This is a genomic window from Pseudonocardia sp. Ae505_Ps2, assembly GCF_001932425.1.
GTDB lineage: Bacteria > Actinomycetota > Actinomycetes > Mycobacteriales > Pseudonocardiaceae > Pseudonocardia.
The window spans coordinates 2490680-2506616 of the sequence record NZ_MCIP01000001.1 but is presented as its reverse complement, the minus strand read 5'-3'; the positions used below and the strand labels follow the sequence as shown (position 1 = coordinate 2506616).

At 72.8% G+C, this 15937-nt stretch carries 13 protein-coding genes; 2 read left to right on the top strand and 11 right to left on the bottom strand.

Annotated elements, in window-relative coordinates; all coding sequences use genetic code 11:
• Positions 1–58 precede the first annotated feature (58 nt).
• Positions 59–1069 (top strand): GNAT family N-acetyltransferase, encoded by a 1011-nt coding sequence (locus tag Ae505Ps2_RS12040; RefSeq protein WP_083695575.1) that lies wholly within the window; start codon positions 59–61, stop codon positions 1067–1069.
• Between the two features lie 16 nt (positions 1070–1085).
• Here the strand turns inward: Ae505Ps2_RS12040 and Ae505Ps2_RS12035 are convergent, their stop codons facing one another.
• The 10 genes from Ae505Ps2_RS12035 to typA all read right to left on the bottom strand — a co-directional run bounded on the left by Ae505Ps2_RS12035 (position 1086) and on the right by typA (position 14360).
• Entirely contained in the window at positions 1086–1868 is a 783-nt protein-coding gene (locus Ae505Ps2_RS12035) for a hypothetical protein (RefSeq protein ID WP_075308201.1), read from the bottom strand.
• Positions 1868–2254, bottom strand: a complete 387-nt coding sequence (locus tag Ae505Ps2_RS12030; RefSeq protein ID WP_075308203.1) for a hypothetical protein — start codon at positions 2252–2254, stop codon at positions 1868–1870. The genes Ae505Ps2_RS12035 and Ae505Ps2_RS12030 overlap by 1 nt, the downstream gene beginning before the upstream one ends.
• On the bottom strand, positions 2251–3138 hold the full coding sequence (mshB, locus tag Ae505Ps2_RS12025; RefSeq protein WP_075308205.1) for an N-acetyl-1-D-myo-inositol-2-amino-2-deoxy-alpha-D-glucopyranoside deacetylase: 888 nt from the start codon (positions 3136–3138) through the stop codon (positions 2251–2253). The genes Ae505Ps2_RS12030 and mshB overlap by 4 nt, the downstream gene beginning before the upstream one ends.
• A 9-nt stretch (positions 3139–3147) precedes the next feature.
• Positions 3148–4263 carry a tRNA (adenosine(37)-N6)-threonylcarbamoyltransferase complex transferase subunit TsaD gene (gene tsaD / locus Ae505Ps2_RS12020; RefSeq protein WP_075553624.1) on the bottom strand — a complete coding sequence of 372 codons (1116 nt, stop codon included), beginning with the start codon at positions 4261–4263 and terminating at the stop codon, positions 3148–3150.
• 66 nt (positions 4264–4329) lie between these two features.
• Positions 4330–6408 carry an ABC transporter ATP-binding protein gene (locus Ae505Ps2_RS34005; RefSeq protein WP_075308209.1) on the bottom strand — a complete coding sequence of 693 codons (2079 nt, stop codon included), beginning with the start codon at positions 6406–6408 and terminating at the stop codon, positions 4330–4332.
• Positions 6409–6411: 3 nt separating this feature from the next.
• Positions 6412–7386 (bottom strand): ABC transporter permease, encoded by a 975-nt coding sequence (locus Ae505Ps2_RS12010; RefSeq protein ID WP_083695573.1) that lies wholly within the window; start codon positions 7384–7386, stop codon positions 6412–6414.
• Between the two features lie 21 nt (positions 7387–7407).
• A complete protein-coding gene (locus Ae505Ps2_RS12005) occupies positions 7408–8340 on the bottom strand; it encodes an ABC transporter permease (RefSeq protein ID WP_020626372.1) in 933 nt (310 codons plus the stop codon).
• A gap of 86 nt (positions 8341–8426) precedes the next feature.
• Complete coding sequence (locus Ae505Ps2_RS12000; protein WP_075553623.1) at positions 8427–10130, bottom strand: ABC transporter substrate-binding protein; 1704 nt, start codon at positions 10128–10130, stop codon at positions 8427–8429.
• A 319-nt stretch (positions 10131–10449) separates the two neighbouring features.
• Complete coding sequence (locus Ae505Ps2_RS11995) at positions 10450–12297, bottom strand: ABC transporter family substrate-binding protein (protein WP_075332999.1); 1848 nt, start codon at positions 12295–12297, stop codon at positions 10450–10452.
• 152 nt (positions 12298–12449) lie between these two features.
• Positions 12450–14360, bottom strand: a complete 1911-nt coding sequence (gene typA, locus Ae505Ps2_RS11990) for a translational GTPase TypA (protein WP_075312348.1) — start codon at positions 14358–14360, stop codon at positions 12450–12452.
• Positions 14361–14469: 109 nt separating this feature from the next.
• Between typA and Ae505Ps2_RS31975 the strand changes: the two genes are divergently transcribed.
• Positions 14470–14619: a hypothetical protein gene (locus tag Ae505Ps2_RS31975; protein WP_020626377.1), complete on the top strand. Its 150-nt coding sequence runs from the start codon at positions 14470–14472 to the stop codon at positions 14617–14619.
• A 255-nt stretch (positions 14620–14874) separates the two neighbouring features.
• Here the strand turns inward: Ae505Ps2_RS31975 and Ae505Ps2_RS11985 are convergent, their stop codons facing one another.
• Positions 14875–15870 (bottom strand): type IV toxin-antitoxin system AbiEi family antitoxin domain-containing protein, encoded by a 996-nt coding sequence (locus tag Ae505Ps2_RS11985; RefSeq protein WP_075308214.1) that lies wholly within the window; start codon positions 15868–15870, stop codon positions 14875–14877.
• Positions 15871–15937 lie beyond the last annotated feature (67 nt).

Below are 15937 nucleotides of genomic sequence, written 5' to 3'. Positions count from 1 at the left end.
CCGGTCAAACTGGGACGCTCGCAGGTTAACCCGCGGCCCCCGGCGGGGCAGGAGTGAGGTGGTCGGCTTCATGCTCGACGAGCTGGCAGGACGGCGAGTGGCCCTGCGCCACCGCATCGCGCCGGAGGACGCGCCGGGCCCCGGACTGACCGACGCGGTCGGTGAGCTGGAGCCCGACGGGCCCGACGCGGTCATCGTCCACACCCGGTCGGGGCCGGTCCACGTGCGGCGCGACGCCGTCGTCGCCGTCCGGGAGGTGCCGCCCGCCCCGGCCCGGCGGGCGTCGCGTGCGGCGGTGGACCGGCTGGAACGCGTGCGGGCGACGGCCTGGCCGGCACCGGTCGTCGAGGAGCTGGGCGGCTGGCTGCTGCGCGCGGCTGGCGGCTGGACCCGGCGGGCGAACTCCGCGCTCGCACTCGGGGACCCGGGGATGCCGGTGGAACGCGCCCTGGAACGGGTGCGGGAGTTCGCCGGGCGGCACGGCATCGTCCCGGTGGTGCAGGCCCCGGTGGAGGCGCCCTGGTCGAACCGGGTGATCGAAGCGGGCTGGGTGCGGGACGAGGGCCCCGGGACCTGCAGCGTGCTCGTCACCCGCGCCGCGTCCGACGCCCCGGCACCGCGGTGGCCCGCAACGCCCGGACCCGACTGGTGGGCCGCGCAGGGCGAGCCGGAACCCGCGCCCGGCGCGCCCGCGTGGGCGGTGCTGACCGGGGCGCCTGCCGAGGTGCTGCGTCCCGGTGAGCAGAGCAAAGGGACGAGCACGGACCCCGTCGAGGTCGGGTTCGGCACGCTCGCCGACGCCGACGGGACGCCGGTCGCGTCGGTGCGCGCCGCCGTCGTCGACGACCACGTCTACGTGTCACGCCTGTGGGTTGTCCCGGCCGCGCGGCGGGGCGGGCTCGCGTCCCGGCTCACCGGACAGGCTCTGGCCTGGGGCGCGGCGCACGGTGCGCGGCACGGGATGCTCGACGTCGCCGACGACAACCCCGCCGCGCTCGCCCTCTACCGCGGCACCGGCTGGACCGACCACCACCGCTACCACTACCTGGTTCCCCCGGAGCCTGCCTGACCGGAGGATCAGGAGCTCAGGCGAACCCGCGGGCGAGCAGCCAGGCGCGGGCCTGCTTGGCGGCACGCTTGAGCCCCGACCACTCCCCCAGGTACTTCCCGACGACGCCGACGACCGGCAGCAGCCCGAGCCACTGGTGGTAGAAGCGGCCGTGCGGACGCTTGTCGAGCTCGTCCTCCACACCCCACAGGGCCCGTCCGAGGCGCCAGACGGCGCTGCCCACACGCTTGAGCGTGGCCCGCTTGCCGCCGTCGCCGGCGAGGTCACCGGTGAGCTCCTCGGCGCGGGCGTCGGCCGCGGCGTCCTCGGCCGCGGTGAGCTCCCGGGCGGCGAGGTCGAGCTCACGCTGGAACAGCACCGACGCCAGCAGCTCGACGAGCCGGTCCTCCGAGCGCACCCCGTGCTCGCCCGCGATCGCGACGAGCAGCAACCCCTCCCCCGCCGCGCCGACGGCGTCGGACACCGGCAGGGTGCGCGCCAGCGCCCCGCCCAGGCCCGGGATCGCGGCGATCAGCGTCGTGAACCGGCCGACCCGGTAGACCCACCAGTCGCTGCGGGCGGGGACGTCCATCGCCGCCCAGGCCGAGGTGCCGGGGACCTTCACCGACGCCAGCGCGTCGAGGATCTTGTCGGCCAACGAGCGTTCCTCGTCGCTCGTGTCCACCGCGCGGTCCGGGCCGGGCGTCACCCGGGCGCGCAGGCCGAACGGGTCGGACTCACGCAGCCCGTCGAGCACCGGCCGGGTCGCCCGCACGAACGGGCGCAGGACCCGCACCAGATCGTCGTCGGAGATCGTCATCAGCTGACCCTACGGTCGCGGCCGTCCGCCAGCCGGTCGAGCGCCCTGCGGAACGACACGACACCGGTCACGGCGCCGGCGACGAGCAGCAGCAGCGACTCCCAGTTCACCGGGAGCAGGAGGTCCCCGCCCGGCCCGAAGAAGCCGAGCACGAGCACCGCCGCGAACCACACGACCAGCGGGGCGGCGGCACCCGCCGGGGTCGGGAGGATCTCGGTGACCGTGGTGTGGATCAGCCACGGCAGCGAGACGACCACGATCACCGTGCCCAGCGGCACCGGGACCGGCCCGATGTAGAGCATCTGGAACATCAGCTCGAAGGCCACCAGCAGCACCGAGATCACCAGCAGCACCAGCGCGAGCGGGAGCCTCGTCACGTCGCTCATCCGTCGACCCCCTCGAACAGGTCCGACTCCATCGTGCCGGGCGGCGCACCGGCGAGCACGTACTCCTCGACCCCCAGCAGCGGCTGCACGATGCCGTTGCTCATCGCGAACGCGACCCAGCCGTCGCCGCTGCGGACGTCGATCTGGGTGGCGTGTGCCCGCATCGCGGCGACGCGTGCGTCGTCGTGGGCGTCGACGTCGACCCGGGTCGTGACGGCCCCGACGTCGTGGCCGGGGTGCTCGTCGGGCTCCGGCCAGCGCAGCCCGGTGCGGTCCGGGTCCCCGCCGAGGGCGGAGTGCAGCTCGGCGAGCCCGGCGTCGAGCAGCGCGCTCGACCGGACCGCGAAGTACAGCTTGGCGACGACGTCCGGGCGCGCCCCGGCGGCGGCGACGGCCAGCTCGTGCGCGCGGACGTGGTCGGGGTGGCCGTAGCTGCCGTCGGAGGCGTAGGAGACCAGCACCTGCGGGCGGACCTCGTCGATGATCTCCAACAGCTGCGCGAGCTGGGTGCCGAACGGCTCCGGGGCGGCGAACGCCCGCGGGTGCAGCTCCGGCGGCAGCGCCGCGCGGGTCCCGTGCCCGGCCAGCACCATGCCGGAGTCGCGCCAGCGCCCGGGGCCACCGAGCCAGCGGTGCCGGGGCCCGCCGAGGGCGGCCAGCGCGGCGTCGAGCTCGCGGATGCGGTAACCGCCGAGCTGGTCACCGCGGTCCGGGGCGAGCTCGGCCAGCTCCGGTCCGATCACCTCGCCCTCCTCACCGAGGGTGCAGGTCACCACGGTGACCTCGCAGTCGGGATCGGCGGTGTAGCGGGCGATGGTCCCGCCGGTGGTCAGGGTCTCGTCGTCCGGGTGGGCGTGGACGAGCAGGAGGCGACGAGCAGGCACCCGAGGAGCCTACGGGGCGATGATCGACCCCGCCGCGGCGTGGGGCACGACGGGCAGCGGGTACTCCGCCGCCTCCCCCGTCGCCGGGGGAAACGTGATCGTCGCGCCGGTCAGCGGAACGGTCGGGACGGCGGTCCCGGCCAGCCCCGCGGGCGCGACGCCGTCGCGGACCAGCAGGTCACCCAGGGCCGCGATCATCGCGCCGTTGTCGGTGCACAGCCGCGGTACGGGAACCCGCAGGGTGATCCCGGCGGCGGCGCAGGCGCGCTCCATCTCGGTGCGCAGCACCCGGTTCGCCGCGACCCCGCCGACCATGAGCAGGGTGTCCGCGCCGCGCTCGGCACACGCCCGCAGCGCCTTGCGGACCAGGACGTCCACCACGGCCATCTGGAACGACGCGGCGACGTCGGGCACCGGGACCGCGCGGCCCGCATCCTGGGCCGCCTCGACGTGCCGGGCCACGGCGGTCTTGAGCCCGGAGAAGGAGAAGCCGAACGCGGCGTCGCGCGGGCCGGTCATCGGACGCGGGAACGCGATCGCGGCCGGGTCGCCGTCGAGGGCGGCCCGCGACACCGACGGGCCGCCCGGGTAGGGCAGGCCCAGCAGCCGGGCGACCTTGTCGAAGGCCTCCCCCGCGGCGTCGTCGACGGTGTCGCCGAGGTGCTCGACGGGATCGCGGGCCAGGTCGCCCAGCGCCAGCAGCGAGGTGTGCCCGCCGGACACGATCAGGCAGACGCAGCGGTCGGGCAGCGGCCCGTGCTCCAGGACGTCGACGGCGGCGTGCCCGGCGAGGTGGTGCACCCCGTAGAGCGGCACGTCCAGGGCCGCCGCGTACGCCTTCGCCGCCGCGACACCGACGTGCAGCGCCGGCGACAGCCCCGGCCCCGCGGTGACGGCGACGGCGTCGACGTCGGACAGCGACACCCCGGCCGCCTCGACGGCCGCGCGCACCATCGGGGTCACCGCGCTCACGTGGGCACGGGCCGCGACCTCCGGGACCACACCGCCGAAACGGGCGTGCTCGTCCGCCGACGACGCCAGCCCCTCGCCGAGCAGCACCCCGTCCCGGACGAGACCGGCACCGGTCTCGTCGCACGACGTCTCGATCCCCAGAACCAGCGACACGCCACCCAGTTTCGCACCGGGTGGCGTGTCGTGGCCGTGGGGCCCTGGTCCGGCGGGTCCGCTCGGTCAGGTCCGCAGGAGCGCGCGCTCCTCGGCGAAGTGGCAGGCCACCCGGTGCCCCGGCCCGGACGCGATCTCCAGGACCGGCTTCTCGTCGATGCAACGCGCCTTGTCGGTGTCGGACAGCTCCAGGTGCTTCCAGCACCGGGTGCGGAACCGGCAGCCCGACGGCGGGTCGGCCGGGTTGGGCACGTCCCCGGTCAGCACGATCCGCTCGCGCACCCGCTCGACCTGTGGGTCCGGGACGGGAACCGCCGAGATCAGCGCCTGGGTGTAGGGGTGCTGCGGCCGGTCGAACAGGTCGTCGCGGTCGGCGACCTCGACGACGTTGCCCAGGTACATCACCGCGACGCGGTCGGAGATGTGGCGTACCACCGACAGGTCGTGGGCGATGAACAGGTAGGTCAGCCCGAAGTCGCGCTGCAGCTGCTCGAGGAGGTTGAGCACCTGGGCCTGGATGGACACGTCCAGGGCCGAGACCGGCTCGTCGAGCACCACGAACTTCGGGTTCAGCGCGATCGCTCGGGCGATGCCGACGCGCTGGCGCTGCCCGCCGGAGAACTCGTGCGGGTAGCGCTCGGCGTACTCGGCCGAGAGCCCCACGGTCTCGAGCAGCTCCGGGATCGTGGAGTCGGTGAGCTCACCGCCGAGGAGCTCGTACTTCTCCGACAGGATCGACCGGACGGTCATGCGTGGGTTCAGCGACGCGTACGGGTCCTGGAAGACGATCTGCATGTCCTCCCGGGCCGAGCGCAGCTCCCCCTGTCCGAGCGCGGTCACGTCGCGGCCGTTGACGTGCACGCTGCCCGCGGTGGGCTCGTGCAGCCGCAGGATCGCCCGGGCCGCGGTGGACTTGCCGCAGCCGGACTCGCCGACCAGCGACAGCGTCTGCCCCTCGGGGATCTCCAGGTCGATGCCGTCGACGGCCTGCACCACGCCGACCGTGCGCTGGAACAGCACCCCGGAGCGGATCGGGAAGGACTTGGTCAGCCCCGCGGTGCGCAGCATCGGCTCGCCGTCCGACGTCTCCGCGACGCGCGCCTCGGATCCCGGGACGGCCGGCTCCCGCGGCGTGGCGGCGGCCTGGCCCACCTCGTCGGGGTGCAGGCAGGCGTGCAGGTGGCCGGGCCGGTCGGAGATCTGGACCAGCTCCGGGGTCTTCTCCGCGCACGACGACGTGGCGAACCGGCAGCGCGGGTGGAACGCGCAGCCCGACGGGACGTGCGCGAGGTTCGGCGGCTGCCCGGGGATCGGCTCCAGCTTCTCCGGCCGGGCCTGGTCCATCCGCGCCAGCGACGACAGCAGCCCGTAGGTGTAGGCGTGCCGCGGCTCGGCGAAGATCTCGTCGTTGGTCCCGGTCTCGACGACCTTGCCCGCGTACATGACCATGATCCGGTCGGCGTGCGCCGCAACCAGGCCCAGGTCGTGGGTGATCAGGACGATCGCCGTCTCACGCTGCTCCTGGAGCTTCTCGAGCAGGTTCATGATCTGGGCCTGCACGGTGACATCGAGCGCGGTGGTCGGCTCGTCGGCCAGCAGGACCTTCGGGTCGTTCGCGAGCGCCATCGCGATCATCGCGCGCTGGCGCATCCCGCCGGAGAACTCGTGCGGGTACTGCGACGCCCGCGTGGCCGGATTCGGGATGCCGACCTCGCCGAGCAGGTCGACGGCGCGACGGCGGGCGGTCACCTTGCCCGCCTGCCGGTCGTGGGCCCGGATCATCTCGGCGATCTGGTCGCCCACCTTGTAGACCGGGTTCAGCGCGGTCAGCGGATCCTGGAAGATCATCGCGATGTCCTTGCCGCGCAGCTTGCGCTGCTCGGACTCCGACATCGTCAGCAGCGAGCGGCCCTCCAGCAGCACCTCGCCGCTGGGGAACGTCGCGGGCGGGGTCGGGACGAGGCCCATCAGGCTCATCGCCGACACCGACTTCCCGGAGCCGGACTCACCGACGATCGCCAGGGTCTCGCCCCGGTCGACGTGCCAGCTGACGCCGTCGACGGCCTTGACCACGCCGGCGTCGGTGGAGAAGTGCACCCGCAGGTCGCGCACCTCGAGCATGTGCTCGCTTCGGTTCTCGGTCACGGGTCAGTTCCTCCCGCGCAGCTTGGGGTCGAGGGCGTCGCGCAGGCCGTCGGCCACGAACGCGAAGCCCAGCGTGGTGATCGCGATGGCGGCGGACGGGAAGATCCACAGGAAGCTCTTGCCCGGCACCGACAGGTACTGGGAGGCCTGCGAGATCAACCGGCCCCACTCCGGGACGTCCGGCGGGACACCGACACCGAGGTAGGACAGGGTCGCCATCGCGACCACGACGACGCCGATCGAGGTGAACGAGTACACGAGCACCGGTGCCACGGCGTTGGGCAGGATGTGCCGCGTCAGGATCCGCCGGGTGCCCGCCCCGATCGAGCGGGCCGCCTCGACGTACTCGGCCTCCCGCAGGGCCAGCACCTGGCCACGCATCAGCCGGGCGGTCGTCATCCAGCCCAGCGCGACGAGTGCGATGACGACCGGGAGCGTCCCACCGCCGACCGCGCGGACGATCACCAGGGCACCCACCAGTGGTGGGAACGCAAGGAAGATGTCGATGATCCGGGCGATGACCGCGTCCCACGCGCCGCCCTTGAACCCGGCGAGCGCACCGAGCGTCAGCCCGAGGACGAGGGAGAAGAAGACCACGGACAGACCGACGATCATCGCCAGCCGGACGCCGTAGATGATCCCGGAGTACAGGTCTCGGCCGAGGACGTCGGTGCCGAAGAAGTGCGCCGACGACGGCGGCTGCAGCGTGTTGAGCAGGTTCTGCTCGAACGGGTCGTAGGGCGTCGAGAACGGCGAGATGATCGCCATGACGATCTCGAACGCGACGATGACCAGCCCGGCCATGGCGAGCTTGTTGCGGCGGTAGCGCCGCCAGATCTCGGCGAACTGGCCATTGGACCGTCCACGGCGGCGGCCGTCGGGGACCGGCGTGACGGCCTCGGCGGGGTCGCCGCCGGGCAGTCCGAGCGCGGCGGCCGGATCGGTGGCCGGCGCGCCGGGGGTGGGTGGTGGGTTCATGCGAGGGATCGCCTCACTCAGTCAGCTCAGGCGGATGCGCGGGTCGAGGTAGGCGTAGAGGATGTCGACGAGCATGGAGAGCAGCACGTAGGCCACCACGCTGTAGACGACCACCGCCATGATGACCGGCGCGTTGTTGTTCGTGATCGCGCGGGCCAGCAGGAACCCGGCGCCGTTGTACTGGAACACCGTCTCGGTGACGATCGCGCCACCGATGTAGGTGCCCAGGGTGAGCCCGACGAAGGTGACGACGGGTAGCAGCGACGTCCGCATGGCGTGTTTGCCGATGACCGTCCGCTCGGACAGACCCTTGGCGCGCGCGGTGCGGATGTAGTCGGCCTGCAGGACCTCCAACATCGACCCCCGCATCAGCCGGGCGACGAACGCCGACTCGATGATCGCGAGGGTGAACGCGGGCAGGATCACGTCCCAGTACCAGGGCACCTCCTCGAGGAAGCTGCGCGGTACCGGCGGGAACGGCCCGACTCCCGAGACGTTCGCGACCAGGAAGATCGCGACGACGAACACCGGGACACCGATGCCAATGGTGGAGACGACGGTGACGAACACGTCCCAGAACGAGTAGCGGCGCACCGCGGCGATCACACCGGCCGTCACCCCGAACAGGACGAGGAACAGCAGCGCGACGACGGCGAGCAGGATCGTGTTGGGGACGGTCTCGGCGAGGAGCTGGGAGACCGGACGCCGCTGGTCGAAGTCGAGGCCGAAGTCGCCGGTGACCATGTTGCCGAGGTAGTTCACGAACTGGACCGGCAGCGGCTGGTCGAGACCGAACTTGGCGCGGTTGATCGCGGCGACCTCCGGCGGGACGACCTTCTCCCCGGTGGAGGCGAAGGGGTCCCCGAGCGAGAACGTCGCGATGAAGATCAGGAAAGCGGTGACGACGACGACCAGGATCCCCTGGAGCAGCCGCCGAAGGATGAATCGGCCCATGGATGCACGGACTTTCGTGTGGTGGGAACGCCGCACGACGGCCCGCGTCCCGGGGTCGCCGGGACGCGGGCCGCGTCAGCGGGACGTCACTTGAGGGTGATCGTGTCGAACGTCGGGTCCTCGGAGAAGTCCATGTTCACGTTGCCGAACTTCTCGGTGTTGACCAGGCGGGACTGCTGGCGGAACCAGAGCGGGATCAGCGCGAGGTCGTCGCCGATGGCGATCTTCTCGGCCCGCTTGTAGAGGTCGTTGCGGGCGGCCTCGTCCTGGGTCTGCGCGGCCTGCGCGAGCAGCTTGTCGAACTCCGGGTTGGAGTAGCGGCCACGGTTGTCACCCTGGGCCGGCTCGCTCGGCGAGGCGGCACCGATCGACTGGGTGGCGAGCAGCGGGAACAGATAGTTACCCGGGGTCGGGTAGTCGGCGCTCCACGCCGCACGCCACAGGCCGGAAGCCTCGGGCTGCTGCTCGTTGTCGAGCAGGTCACGGAACGGCACACCGGTGTAGGTGACCTTCAACCCGAGGTTCTGCTCGAGCTGCTGCTTGACCGCCGCGGTCCACTCCTCGTGACCGGCGCCGGTGTTGTACTGCAGCTTCACCTCGGTGCCGGGGGTGAGACCGGCCTGCTGCGCGAGCCGCTTCGCCTCGTCCGGGTTGTAGGTGCACGCGGTGCAGACACCGGGGGTGTAGGCGTCCGGGAAGTTCGGCGGGATCAGCGCGTCGGCCGGCGAGGTCGAGTTCTGCAGCACACCCTGCACGATCGCGTTGCGGTCGATCGCCATCGAGACGGCCTTGCGTGCATCCGCACTGTTCAGCGGCTTGGTGGTGACCGAGACCAGCAGGTAGTTGTTGCCGTTGGTCTTCTTGTTCAGCCACTTGCCCTGGGGCTCGTAGGTCGACTTGGCCTGGTTCAGGACGGGGGTGGGCATGCGCGCCCAGTCGAACTGGCCGTTCTGGAAACCGTTGTACTCGGCGGTGACGCCGCCGCCCTCACCGGACGGGACGATGGTGATCTCGACGGCGTCGAGGTTCGCCTTGGTCCCCGCGGTGTAGGTGTCGTTGCGGACCAGCCGGATGCCGCGGTCGTGCTGCCAGGGGCCGTCCATCTTGAACGGGCCGTTGCCGATCGGCAGGTCGTTGTAGGTCTTGTTGTCCGCCGCGCCCGCGGTCGAGGGGACCGGGCTCAGCGCCGGGTGGTAGGTCCGCAGCTCGAACTCGCAGTCGGGCTTGGACAGCGTCACCTTGAGCTGGTTCGGGTTGGTCGCGTCCACGCCGGACAGCGCGTTGGCGGTCCCGGCCTGCATCTGGTCGTACCCCTGCACCTCGTCCAGGTGGTACGAGACCTCCGACGCCGAGGCCTTCGCCGCGGTGCGCTCCCAGCCCCGCTTGAACGAGGTGGAGTTCAGCGCCTCGCCGTTGGAGAACTTCTGGTCCGGCTTGAGGTCGAACACCCACTGCGTGCAGTTCTGGTTCGGCGTCCACTTCGAGGCCACGCCGTCGTAGACGTCACCGTTCGGCTTGACCCGGATCAGGCCCGTGAACAGCGCCCGGTTCACGAGGGCGCCCTCGGACTCCTGGGTGTTGTACGGGTCGATCGCGGTCGGCTCGGTGATCGCCAGCCGGAACGTGCCGCCCGGCTTGCCGGGCACCTCCGGCTGGTCAGGGGTCTCCTCGAACCCGGCGGCGGTGTTGCCGCTGCCTCCCGTGTTGCTCTGCTGGCTGCAACCCGTGAGGACCAGCCCCACGACCGCGGTCAGGGCGATGGCCGAAGCGGCCGCCCTTCTTCCCCTCATCTGCCGTGCCTCTCGAGATGTCGTGGGTGCACGCCGTTGTCGCACCCGTCCGGGACGCGACGGACCACCGGATGTGTGCCGGGGCCCGTCAGGGAGGCACGCTAGGAATCGCGGCCCTCCAGCAGCGAGGTCCGACGCCGATCGTGGCGAAACGGTGACCATTGAACGACGTGACGGGCTCGCAGCCGAACCGGACAGTAACAACGGAGCGTTGCGTCGCACAGCCCTCGATGCACGCCGAAACATAGTTGGTACTTACGTACCACTCGGCGTCACCATGCAGCAGCGGAGTGCGCCCGAACGGGCGCACCCGACGGTGTCAGTTCGGGTCGTCCTCGCCGGTCGGGCGCTCGCCCGAGCCCTCCGGCTCGGCCCAGGTCCGGGCACCCGACATCGGACCGGTCGCGATCGGGCCGGGGGTGACCCGGGTGGCCGCGTCGGTCTGCTGGTTGCTGATGACCAGACCCTGCGCCTGGTAGAGCGGCAGCGCGGGCAGCTGACGCCACAGCACCCGCTCGGCCTCGGCGACGACGGCCGGGTCCGGGCTGTCGGCGACCAACAGCTCGTCGAGCAACGGCTGCAGCGCGGGGAAGCAGGCCACGCCCGGCAGCTCGCCGGACACCGCGTCCGCGGGGCAGCCGTAGTCGGAGTCCAGTCGCGGCCCGATCGCGCCGTAGGCGGCCCGGGGTGCGACGAGCACGTCGACCGCGACCGGAGCACCGGACCCCGGGGCACCGGACGTCGTCGGAACGGTGGTCGTCGCGGGCGGGGGCGTGGTGACCGGTGCGGCGCCACCGCCGACCGGGCCCGCGCCCGGGGCGGGCGTGCTGGTGGGGGTCGGCGTCGTCGGAGCGACGCTCGGGTCGGTCAGCAGGTCCGGTGCCGGCGGGGCGACGATCGTGGCGCCGATCCCGCCGGCTTTGAGCTGCTCAGCCACGACGCGGGCGACGTTCACGTCCTCGGTCCGCTCGGCCCCGGCACCGATGACCACGCTGAGCGGGCGCCCGCCGAGGGTCCACCGGCCGTCCTCACCACGGACGTAGCCCGCCTCGGTGAACGCGGCCGCAGCCGCGGCAGCGTCGGGTCTGCCGGGTGCACCGGCCGGCGCGGTCGCCACGTAGCCGGGGTCCGACGGGGCGGCGCCGAAGGCGTTCACGGCCACGGCGTCGGGGTTGACGCGCTCCCGGATCGCGTCGCGGTCCAGCAGCGCCGCGATGCCCTCGCGGACCCGGGGATCGGCCAGCGGGCCGTCGGCGGTGCGGAACTCCAGCTGTTCGACGGCCGGTCGCGGCCCGCGCTGCACCGTCGGGGGCTTCGGGCCCCGGGCCAGGACCTCGATGGCCTGGGTGATCTCCGGTCGGGCGTCGGGCAGGGCGAGGTCGACGCCCTGGCTCTCCAGCGCCGTCGGCAGGGTGTTCGCCGGGATGCGGCGCAGGATGATCTCGTCGACGACCGCGGCGGTCGCCCAGTAGGGATCGTTGCGGGCGAGCAGCACCTCACCGCGGAGACGGTCGACCTGCATCAGCCGGAACGGGCCGCCCGAGGCGGGCACGCCGCCCGCGAACGGGGCCGTCCAGCCGCCCGGCGCGTCCTTGAGCAGGTGCGCGGGGAGCAGGTCGCCGAACAGCTCCTGCCAGTGCGGATAGGGCTCCCGGAACACCACGTCGACGGCCTTGCCCGCGGCGCGCGAGCGCACGTCGGTGATCTCGCGGTAGCCCGCGGCGCCGATCGTGTTGGGCTGGCTGCGCATCTGCTGCCAGAGGTAGACGAAGTCCTCGGCGGCGATCGGGGCGCCGGTGGACCACCCGGCATCGCGGTTGAGCTCGTAGCTGACGGTGAACGGGCTCTGCGACGTGACCGTCGCGGACGTGGCGACGGTCGTGTCGAGCTGCGGCACACCCCGGTCGTCGGGCCGGAACACCGACGGCAGGGTCATCGACGCGATCGCCGTGGTGACCGGCGACTGGTCCGACCGCAGGTGCGGGTTGAACCCGGGCCCCAGGTCGTCGACACCGACCACCACCCGGGTGGGGGCGGTGACCGGCTCGGTCGGGCGGTTCGTCTCCGGCGGAGGTGCCGGCTGCGGGTCCGCCGCGCAGCCCGTCAGCGCCAGCAGGGCGACCAGCAGGAGCGCCGGGAGCGCCCGGAAGCATCGACGTGCTCTCACGTCCGCAGTATCCCCACCGTGGCGGAGGCGCCCGCCGGACGGGGTCCGGCGGGCGCCTGCGCTCTGCTCACCGATACGCAGCGGTACCGGGTGTCGGCGAGGCTTTGCTCTGCTCACCGATACGCAACACCGCAGCGCACGAGCCGTGCGGGTCACTTCGTGGCGTTGGCCGCGGCCTTCGCACGGGACCGGGCGCGGGCCCGCAGGTTCGGGTCCAGCTCGATCTTGCGGATCCGGACGTTCTCCGGGGTGATCTCGACGCACTCGTCCGTCGCGCAGAACTCCAGCGACTGCTCGAGGCTCAGGATCGTCGGCGGGATCAGCTTGACCAGCACGTCGGAGGTCGACGAGCGGATGTTGGTCAGCTTCTTCTCCCGCGTGATGTTGACCTCGAGGTCTTCGTTGCGGGTGTACTCGCCGACGACCATGCCGCCGTAGACCAGGGTGGTCGGGCCGACGAACAGCGTGCCGCGGTCGGCGAGCTGGTCGATCGCGTACGGGGTGACGGGCCCGGAACGGTCCGAGATCAGCGAACCCTTGTTCCGGGTGCGGATCTCGCCGACCCAGGGGCCGTAGCCGTCGAAGACGTGGCTGGCGATGCCCGCGCCGCGGGTGATCGTCAGGAACTCGGTGCGGAAGCCGATCAGGCCGCGGGACGGGACGCGGAACTCCATCCGGACCCGGCCGTCGCCGTGCACCATGTCGCCCATCTCGCCCTTGCGGGCGGCGAGCAGCTGGGTGACGGCGCCGAGGCTGTCCTCGGGCACGTCGACCGACAGCTGCTCGAACGGCTCGTGGAGCTTGCCGTCGATGGTCTTGGTGACCACCTGCGGGCGGCCGACGGTCAGCTCGAAGCCCTCGCGACGCATGGTCTCGACCAGGATCGCCAGCGCGAGCTCACCACGGCCCTGGACCTCCCAGGCGTCGGGGCGCTCCGTCGGCAGGACGCGGATGGACACGTTGCCGACCAGCTCGGCGTCGAGCCGGCCCTTGACCAGGCGGGCGGTCAGCTTCTTGCCCGGGTGCGGGTCCCGGCCGGCCAGCGGCGAGGTGTTGGTGCCGATCGTCATCGAGATGGCGGGCTCGTCGACGTGGATGCGCGGCAGCGCGACCGGGTTCTCCGGGTCGGCGAGGGTGTCGCCGATGGTGACGTCGGCGATGCCCGCGACGGCGACCAGGTCACCGGCGCGCGCCTCGTCGGCGGGGACGCGGGTCAGCGCCTCGGTGCGCAGCAGCTCGGTGATCTTGACGCGCGGCGTGGTGCCGTCCTCGCGGCACCACGCGACCTGCTGGCCGCGGCGCAGCACACCGGCGCGGACGCGGCAGAGCGCGATGCGGCCCAGGAAGCTGGACGCGTCGAGGTTGGTGACGTGGGCCTGCAGCGGGGCGTCGACGTCGTCGGCGGGCGGTGGGACGACGTCGAGCAGGGTCTCGATGAGCGGCTGGAGGTCGTCGGAGTCCGGGAGCTCGCCGTCGGCGGGCCGGATCCGGGAGGCCTTGCCCGCGCGGCCGGAGGCGTAGACGACCGGGAGGTCGAGCAGGTGCGAGGTGACCGACTCGTCGAGCTCGAGCTCGTCGGCCAGCTCCAGCAGCAGCTCGAGGGACTCGTCGACGACCTCGGCGATCCGTGCGTCGCCACGGTCGGTCTTGTTGACCACGAGCATGACGGGCAGCCCGGCGGTCAGGGTCTTGCGGAGCACGAACCGGGTCTGCGGCAGCGGACCCTCGGAGGCGTCGACGAGCAGCACCACGCCGTCGACCATGGACAGGCCGCGCTCGACCTCACCGCCGAAGTCCGCGTGGCCGGGGGTGTCGACGACGTTGATCGTCGTGCCGTGCCAGTTCACCGCCGTGTGCTTGGCGAGAATGGTGATGCCCTTCTCGCGCTCCAGGTCGTTGGAGTCCATGACCCGGTCGACGAGCTCGGCGCGCTCGGCGAAGGCGCCGGACTGGCGGAGCATCGCGTCCACGAGCGTGGTCTTGCCGTGGTCGACGTGCGCGACGATCGCGACGTTGCGCAGCTCGGGTCGGCCGGCCCGATCGGGGACGGCGTCGCTCTCGATCGAGGAACGGGCATCGAGGGCCGAGGCGGAACGAGGGATGGTCACACCTCAACGGTATCCGCTGCAAGTCCTTCACCACGCCCCGGGCGCAGGTTAGCCTGACCTCATCATGGGCAAGGTCAAGAAGAAGTGCTGCCGGTCCAAGCCGAAGCGGTGCAAGAGCTGTCCGGTCGTCGCGCTGCGGTTGCGCAAGGCGGGTGCCGACGATCTGAGCGGCAAGGCACTCACGCGCGCGATCAAGATCGCGCGCATCTACTGAACGGACGTATGACCCGCTGACCTGCGACGACGTCGCGGTCCGGGTTGCGTGCGCACCGCCGGTGAGGTAACGCGGTGGAAGGTCGGTCGACGTGGTCCGACAGGTCCGGGCCTTCGTGCGCCCGGACCCCGGACCGGCCTTCGTGATCACCCCGTGGGCCGTGACGACGCGTCCGTCACCCGGACCCGACATGGCCGGAATCACAGTCGTCCGGGCGGCCCGACGACCCCGTGTGTGGTGGGGTTCGCCGGTCGTTCACCCCGCGGCCCGCCCCGCGGCACCGCCGGGGCCGGCCGGATGCCCGGTGACGGCCTCGTGGAGGCGCGCCAGGAGATCCTCGGGGCACCGGAGTTCCGCCGGTTCGACGACGAGTGTCCGCCACCCGTGCCGGCGCAGCACGGCCCGGCGCCACGCGGAGCCGCAGCCGTCGGCGCCCGTTCCGGCGTCGACCGGGTCGTGCACCTCGACGGCCAGCCGGGCCGCGGGGAACGCGAGGTCGAGCAGGACCCCGGCCACGGTGACGTCGGTGCGCCAGGCCCGCACCCCCCGGGCGGCGAGCAACGCCCGCAGCCCGTGCCGGGCACGGACGGCGATCCGGCGCGACGCCCCGGCCAGCATCCGGCCGACCACGCCCGAGCCGTGCGCCCCGAGGTTGCGCGCGTGCGCCTCGACCAGCTCGGCCACACCGACGGAGCCCGTGCCGAGGACGTGGTCGAGCAGCGCGTCCCCGGGCACCGCCGGGTCGGCCGCACCGTCCAGCACCGCGGCCGCCGGCCGGGCGACGACCACCCCGTCGTGGGTGGTGACGTCGAGCGGGTCCAGGTCGCGGCGCCGGACGAGGACCCCCGCACGCGAGCGCGGCGCCCGCCGGCGCGGCACGGTGACCGTGACCACCGCGGGAGCACCGGGCAGCAGCCCCCACCACCAGGCCGCGGCGGCCCCGGTCAGCACGGCGCCCTCCCCCGCCCAGAGCACGGCGGCCCGGACCCGGGACCGCTCGCTCGGCCGGTGGGCGGCGTGCCGGTAGACACGGGGGTGCACGGGGATCCAGCGCCGGGCGGCCAGCCTGCGGTCGACCTGGTCGGTGGACAGGCCGTGGGCGAGCGCCTGGGCCCGGGTGACCAGGCCGTCCTGCGCGGCGAACAGCCGGGCGAGCGGGTCGGCGCCACGCGCGGCCCGGGAGCGGCGGGCCGCCCGGTGCGCAGCGGTCGGGAGGACGGACGGGAGGGGCGCGGCGGCGTTCCGGTTCATGTGGCTTGGACGACGCCCGACCCGGATCGGTTCCACCGGATCCGGCGGTGATCGTCGTTCCGGCACC